General features: G+C 69.3%; 6 protein-coding genes. 3 read left to right on the top strand and 3 right to left on the bottom strand.

Features of this window, described 5'->3' with window-relative positions; genetic code table 11:
* Nucleotides 1–156: 156 nt before the first annotated feature.
* The 3 genes from NQ706_RS11140 (at nt 157) to NQ706_RS11130 (ending at nt 3,025) form a co-directional block, all read left to right on the top strand.
* Nucleotides 157–657 carry an amino-acid N-acetyltransferase gene (locus tag NQ706_RS11140; RefSeq protein WP_038569464.1) on the top strand — a complete coding sequence of 167 codons (501 nt, stop codon included), beginning with the start codon at nt 157–159 and terminating at the stop codon, nt 655–657.
* A 165-nt stretch (nt 658–822) separates the two neighbouring features.
* A complete protein-coding gene (locus NQ706_RS11135; RefSeq protein WP_038569462.1) occupies nt 823–2,277 on the top strand; it encodes a GntP family permease in 1,455 nt (484 codons plus the stop codon).
* Between the two features lie 160 nt (nt 2,278–2,437).
* Nucleotides 2,438–3,025, top strand: a complete 588-nt coding sequence (locus tag NQ706_RS11130; protein WP_038571678.1) for a gluconokinase — start codon at nt 2,438–2,440, stop codon at nt 3,023–3,025.
* On the opposite strand, the gene NQ706_RS11125 is transcribed toward NQ706_RS11130, so the two are convergent.
* From NQ706_RS11125 to NQ706_RS11115, 3 genes are all read right to left on the bottom strand, one after another.
* The gene (locus NQ706_RS11125) at nt 3,013–3,963 is read right to left on the bottom strand and encodes an A/G-specific adenine glycosylase (protein WP_239303260.1); all 951 of its coding nucleotides are present in this window, start codon (nt 3,961–3,963) and stop codon (nt 3,013–3,015) included. The two genes, NQ706_RS11130 and NQ706_RS11125, sit on opposite strands and share 13 nt — an antisense overlap.
* The gene (gene disA, locus NQ706_RS11120) at nt 3,960–5,057 is read right to left on the bottom strand and encodes a DNA integrity scanning diadenylate cyclase DisA (RefSeq protein ID WP_038569460.1); all 1,098 of its coding nucleotides are present in this window, start codon (nt 5,055–5,057) and stop codon (nt 3,960–3,962) included. Before disA ends, NQ706_RS11125 begins: the two co-directional genes overlap by 4 nt.
* Before the next feature lie 132 nt (nt 5,058–5,189).
* Complete coding sequence (locus tag NQ706_RS11115; protein ID WP_006943934.1) at nt 5,190–6,035, bottom strand: CoA ester lyase; 846 nt, start codon at nt 6,033–6,035, stop codon at nt 5,190–5,192.
* Nucleotides 6,036–6,336: the final 301 nt, after the last annotated feature.

Raw genomic sequence — 6,336 nt, 5'->3', positions numbered from 1 at the left:
CCCCCGGGGGCGGGGGGGGGGCCCCGGGGGGGGGGGGCCCCCCCCCCGGGGGGGGGGGGGGGCCGCACCGTCGTGTTCTCGTCGGGCGGGCTTGACGGGGTTCGTCAGCTGGGACGCGCGGCTGCGGCCCCGAAGCGAGTGCCTAGGGTGGAGTGCATGAGTTCCGTCGTGCTTCGCCGTGCCCGCGCCGCCGATGTGCGAGGCATCCGACGGCTCGTGACGCCGTACGTGGAGTCGAAGGCGATCGTCGACAAACCGGCCGTCAGCTACTACGAGAACCTGAGCGAGTTCATCGTCGCCGAGCTCGACGACGACATCGTCGGATGCGGTGCGCTGCACGTCATGTGGGAGGACGTCGCGGAGGTGCGAACGCTCGCCGTGTCCGGCGATGTCCGCGGCCACGGCGTCGGAGGGCGCCTGCTCGACGCCCTCATCCACCAGGCGCGCATCATCGGCGTCGACCGCGTGTTCTGCCTGACGTTCGAGACCGCCTTCTTCGCGCGCCACGGGTTCGTCGAGATCGAAGGCATCCCGATCGAGCGAACCGTCTACGACGAACTGCTGCAGTCGTACGACGAAGGTGTCGCCGAATTCCTCGACCTCGACCGCGTCAAGCCCAACACCCTCGGCAACACGCGCATGCTGCTGACGCTCTGACGCTCTGACGCTCGGAGGAGCGCGGTCGACCAAAACGTTTGTTGTCCATTCGTTAGCCGATGCAGAGGTGCCTGCATGGGCTCGACGACTACTGTGAGCCGGTTGGCCGTTCTTGGACGAGTGGCCGCGCCTCATTGACCACCCACCAGGGAAGGGCCATCGCACATGGTTCACCTTCTTGCAGCGGACGCGACCGGGCCGATCTCCCACGCCTCGTCCGGGCAACTCACCCTTGCGGCGCTCGCCGGCATCGCCGTCGTCGTCCTCGCGATCAGCGCGTTCAAGCTCCACCCGTTCCTCGGCCTCATCCTCGGCAGCGCGGCGCTCGCCGCCGTCGCCCAGGTGCCAGGCAAGGCCGCCGTCGACAGCTTCACGACCGGTTTCGGCAAGACCGCCGGCTCGGTCGGTCTGCTCGTCGCCCTCGGTGCGATGATCGGTCAGCTGCTCGCGGACTCCGGCGGCGGCAACGCGATCGTCGACAAGCTCGTCGGCGGCGTCAAGGCCGCCGCACTGCCGTGGATGATGGCGCTCGTCGCCGCGATCATCGGCCTGCCGATGTTCTTCGAGATCGGTGTCGTCCTGCTCATCCCGATCGTCCTGTCGGTCGCGCGCCGCACGAAGCAACCGGTGCTGCTCATCGGCATCCCGGCCCTCGCCGGCCTGTCGGTGCTCCACGGTTTCGTGCCGCCGCACCCCGGCCCCGTCGCCGCGATCGAGGCCGTCCACGCCAACACCGGCCGCACCCTGCTGTTCGGCATTATCGCCGCCATCCCGACGCTCATTGTCGCCGGCCCGCTGCTCGGGCGCCTCGTCGCGCGTCTCGTCCCCGTCGATGCTCCGGCGGCGCTCGCTGCCGACGGCTCGGTCCGCGACGCGGGTTCGGGCGCGCATGACGGTGGCGAGCACGACGGCGCCACCGCCGTCGACGCGAAGAACGACACGACGTCCACGCGTCGCCCGTCGTTCGGTGCCGCGATCACGTGCATCCTGCTGCCCGTCGTCCTCATGCTCATCTCGGCCATCGCCGAGATCGCCGGCATGAAGAAGGGCACGGCGCTGTCCGTCATCGCGTTCCTCGGCAACCCGCCGGTCGCGCTGTTCATCTCGACCATGGTCGCGATGATCCTGCTCGGCAAGGGCGCCGGCCTGTCGATCGCGAAAACGAACGGCATCATGAGCGCGGGCCTGCCCGCCGTCGCCGGCATCATCCTCATCGTCGCCGCCGGCGGTGGCTTCAAGACGCTCCTCGTCGACGCGGGCGTCGGCAACGTCATCAAGGACTGGGCAGACGGCAGCAACTTCTCTCCGCTGCTGCTCGCGTGGCTCGTCGCCGTCGGTATCCGTCTCGCGACGGGTTCGGCGACTGTCGCGACGATCACCGCCGCCGGCATCGTCGCGCCCATGGTCGCCCACCTCGACGCCAACCAGCTCTCCCTCGTCGTGCTCGCGATCGGCGCCGGCTCGCTGTTCTTCAGCCACGTCAACGACGCCGGGTTCTGGCTCGTCAAGGAGTACTTCGGCCTCAGCGTCGTGCAGACCCTCAAGTCGTGGTCGCTCATGGAGACGGTCATCTCCGTCGTCGGCTTCGCCTGCGTCTGGATCCTGCACCTCATCGTCTGAGACGCAGGGCGCTCGCACTCACCGAACCCCCTCGCGCGCACACGCACCCGGGTGCATCTGCGCGCGAGGGGGTTCGTCGTCCAGGGGCACCGATGCCCGCGAACGGGCCGGTGGCCAGAGCCAGTTCTCGGGTGCAGAATCGAACGTTAGGGTGAAGAGCATGAGCACACAACCGCAGTCCCAGTTCGTCATCGTCATGGGCGTCTCGGGCTCGGGAAAGACGACCGTCGCGACGGGTCTCGCCGACGCCATGGGGTGGACGTACGTCGAGGGCGACGACCTGCACCCGCAGGCCAACGTCGAGAAGATGCGCGCCGGCATCCCGCTGACGGACGAGGACCGCTGGCCGTGGCTGACGAAGATCGGCGAGTGGATCGACGAGCACGAGAGCCTCGGCAAGAGCGCCGTCATCACGTGCAGTGCGCTCAAGCGCAGCTACCGTGAGCTGCTCCGCGAGGGGCGCCCGACGGTGTCGTTCTGCCACGTCGACGTCTCGCGCGAGCAGCTCGAACAGCGTCTCGCCGAGCGCAAGGGCCACTACATGCCGGCGTCCCTGCTGCAGAGCCAGCTCGACACGCTCGAGCCGCTGCAGGCTGACGAGCCGGGCATCGTCGTCGAGGCGAAGGGTGGGCAGGAAGCGGTTCTCGCCGAGGTGATGGAATCGCTCCACCTCCACGCGCCGGCCAACCCCGAGGCTGCGCACGTCAAGCCGACGGAGGCCGGGCCGCACGCCGATCACGCGAGCTGACGCTTCACTGACCGACCGACATCGTCGTCTGAGGGGGTGGCCCAGCGGTGGCCGGGCAGCGCGAACAGCTCGTCGTCGATGGGGTCGACGAGACCGTCCGTGATGAGCGATGAGAGGCAGCGCTCACGCTGGGCGTCGTCGTCCCAGGCCTCGTCGAGGCGGGCGCGTTCGACGGGGCCGTGCGCCTCGCGCAGCACCGCGAGCAGCTTGCCGCGCACCATCCGATCGGTGCCGGCCCAGGCCTGCCCGCGCCGGGCGGGGCCGTCGTAGACGGGCGCGCCCGCGAGCTGCCAGGCGCAGGCGTCGATGATCGGGCAGGTACCGCAGGCGGGGGCCTTCGCGGTGCACACGACCGCTCCGAACTCCATCGACGCGGCGTTCCACAGCACGTGATCGTCCTGCGGCAGCAGCAGCGCGGCGAGTCGGCGTTCTGCGGCGCTCAGGTTGGGTCGGGGAAACTCGACGCCGGTCACCGTACGCGCCTCGACGCGTCGGATGTTCGTGTCGATGACGGTGACGCGCTCACCGAATGCGAACGACGCGACGGCCGCTGCCGTGTACTCGCCGACGCCGGGTAGCGCGAGCAGCTCGTCGTGCGTCGACGGCACCTCGCCGCCGTGCCGTTCGACCATCGTGACGGCGGCGTCGTGCAGCCGCAGGGCACGACGCGGGTAGCCGAGGCGGCCCCAGTGACGGACGGCCTCACCTGGCGCGGCGGCCGCCAGGTCCGACGGGGTGGGCCAGCGCTCGAGCCATTCCTGCCAGATCGGAGCCACGCGCGCGACGGGCGTCTGCTGGCTCATGACCTCGGACAGGAAGATGCCCCACGGCGTCGTGTCGGGGGAGCGCCATGGCAGCGGGCGCGCGGCATCGAGGAACCAGGCGTTGAGACGTGCGACGAGGTCGTCGCGCCGTGCCTCCGGGAGCAGCGTGCTCACACGTAGCGTTCGAGGATGCTGCTCTCGGCGAGACGCGAGAGCCCTTCGCGCACGGCGCGGGCGCGCGATTCGCCGACGCCGTCGACGGTGAGCAGGTCGTCGAAGTCCGCGGCGAGCATGGCCTGCAGGCTGCCGAAATGGTCGACGAGTCGGTCGATGATCGCGCCGGGCAGGCGCGGCACCTTCGACAGCAACCGGTAGCCGCGCGGAGTGACGAGGGCGTCGAGCGCGTCACCCGCGACGGGGAAGCCGACCGCGCGCGCGTTGGCGCTGATGTCGATGAGGTCGTCGTTGCTCAGCGAGGCGAGGTTCGCGTCGGCCTGTTCGAGCGGGTAGCCGTCGCGTGCGGATTCCAGGTAGTCACGGATGACGAGTTCACGGTCGTTGCCGAGGGCGCCGATGAGTTCCTGCAGTTGCAGGTCGATGAGGCGACCGTCGGTGCCGAGTTCGACGACGTAGGAGGAGATCTCCTCGCTGATGCGCCGCACCATCTCGAGGCGCTGCAGCACCTGGGCGACGTCACGCACCGTCACCAAGTCTTCGATCTCGAGAGCGGAGAGGGAGCCGGTGACCTCGTCGAGGCGCTTCTTGTACCGCTCGAGCGTCTGCAGCGCCTGCCCGGCGCGCGACAGGATCGCGGGCGAGCCCTCGAGCACGTGACGCATGCCGCCGACGTACACGGCGATGATCTGCATCGACTGGCTGACGGAGATGACGGGGAAACCGGTCTGCTTCGCGACACGTTCGGCCGTGCGGTGACGGGTGCCGGACTCGCGCGTCTCGATGCTCGAATCGGGGACGAACTGGATCGCCGCACCGATGATCTTCTCCAGGCCGGAGCTGACGACGATGCCGCCGTCCATCTTTGCGAGTTCGCGCAGGCGCGTCGCGGAGAAGTCGATGTTGATCGGGAAGCCGCCCGTCGAGATCTTGTCGACGACGTCGTCGTGCCCGACGACGATGAGCGCTCCGGTGCGCCCGCGCAGGATGCGTTCGAGAGCGTCGCGCAGTTCGGTGCCGGGAGCGATGGCGGCGAGGGTCTCCCAGAGCAGGGCCTCGTTGGATCGCTCAGTCACACTTGCCTCTTTTGCCATGACCCACCTGCTCGTCTCGTTCCTCACCCACCGTGAACTCTACTGACTGCGGGTGCGGGCGAGCACGCGCCGACATCACATCGTGACGTGGCGGCGCGCACCCACCCGCTCAGGTGTTGCGATGCCTGCTGATCAGACCGTCCAGAGCCCATAGGACTCACCGAGGTTGCGGATCTTCTGCGCTCGTGCCAGGCGCGGCGCGTAGCTGCCGTCGCGCGTACCGCCGCCGTGCTCGTGCGAGTCGAGCAGTTCGGCGGCCCACTCGATCTCGGAGTGGCTGGGGGACAGGCCACGGTTGATCGGGTCGGTCTGGTCGATGCGCAGCGTCAGCTTGCCCGTCATGCCCATGTTCTGGGTGACCTTGCACGCCTCGAGCAGCTCGTCCTCGGAGTCGGTGAGGGTCGGGCCGTCGATCGGGCCGGGCAGCTGGCCGACGCGGGAGGCGACGACGAGCTTGGAGCGCGCGTACGCGAGCGCCATCGGGTCGGCGCCCGCGCCGGTGTCGCGGCGGAAGTCGCCGACACCGAACGCGAGGCGGAAGGTGCCCGGGGCGGACGCGATCGACGTTGCGTTCTCGATGCCGATGGCCGACTCGACGAGCGCGAGGACGGGGGTGCCCGGGTTGAGGCGCATCGCCGTCAGCGTGACGTGCTCGGGCTTCTCCGTCTTCGCGAGCATGACGCCGCGCAGGCCGGGGATGCCGTGGAGGGCGTTGAGGTCGTCCTCCCAGAACTCGGTGTTGATGTCGTTGATGCGCACCCAACCGGTCGCGCCGTCCTCGAGGGCCTTGACGACGTTGTCGCGCGCCGTGGACTTGTCGGCCGCAGGCGCGGCATCCTCGATGTCGAAGATGACGGAATCGGCCTCGGAGGCGAGGGCCGCGTCGAAGAGTTCGGGCTTCATGGCGCTGGCGAGCAGCCAGCTACGGGACAGCTGCGCGGGCAGAGCGGCAGCGCGGGCGTTACGTCCGGAAAACACGTCTGGTTCATCCTCAGGTCGTCGTCGTACTCGGCGCAGCCATGCGGCGCGCTCGATGCCTCTGGCACCTTAGTGCCGGGTTTGGGTTACTTCGCAGTACCGATCGCGGCCTGTGATGGTGGCCACACGTGGTGAGGGGTTGGCTTCCAGGTTAGGGAAACCGTGGCCGGGGTGGGCGGATGGATCACGTCGTGGTCGGTGGGGGTGCTGATGGTCGTCTGGGGTGTCTCGGGCGCGGTGGCGGGGCCGCTGCGTCACGTGGGTGAGGATGAGTCAGTCGTGAGTGACTCGTCGGGACGTA

This window comes from Dermacoccus sp. BD5, assembly GCF_044878485.1.
Lineage (GTDB): Bacteria > Actinomycetota > Actinomycetes > Actinomycetales > Dermatophilaceae > Dermacoccus > Dermacoccus nishinomiyaensis.
This window is presented reverse-complemented; position numbering and strand designations above follow the sequence as displayed.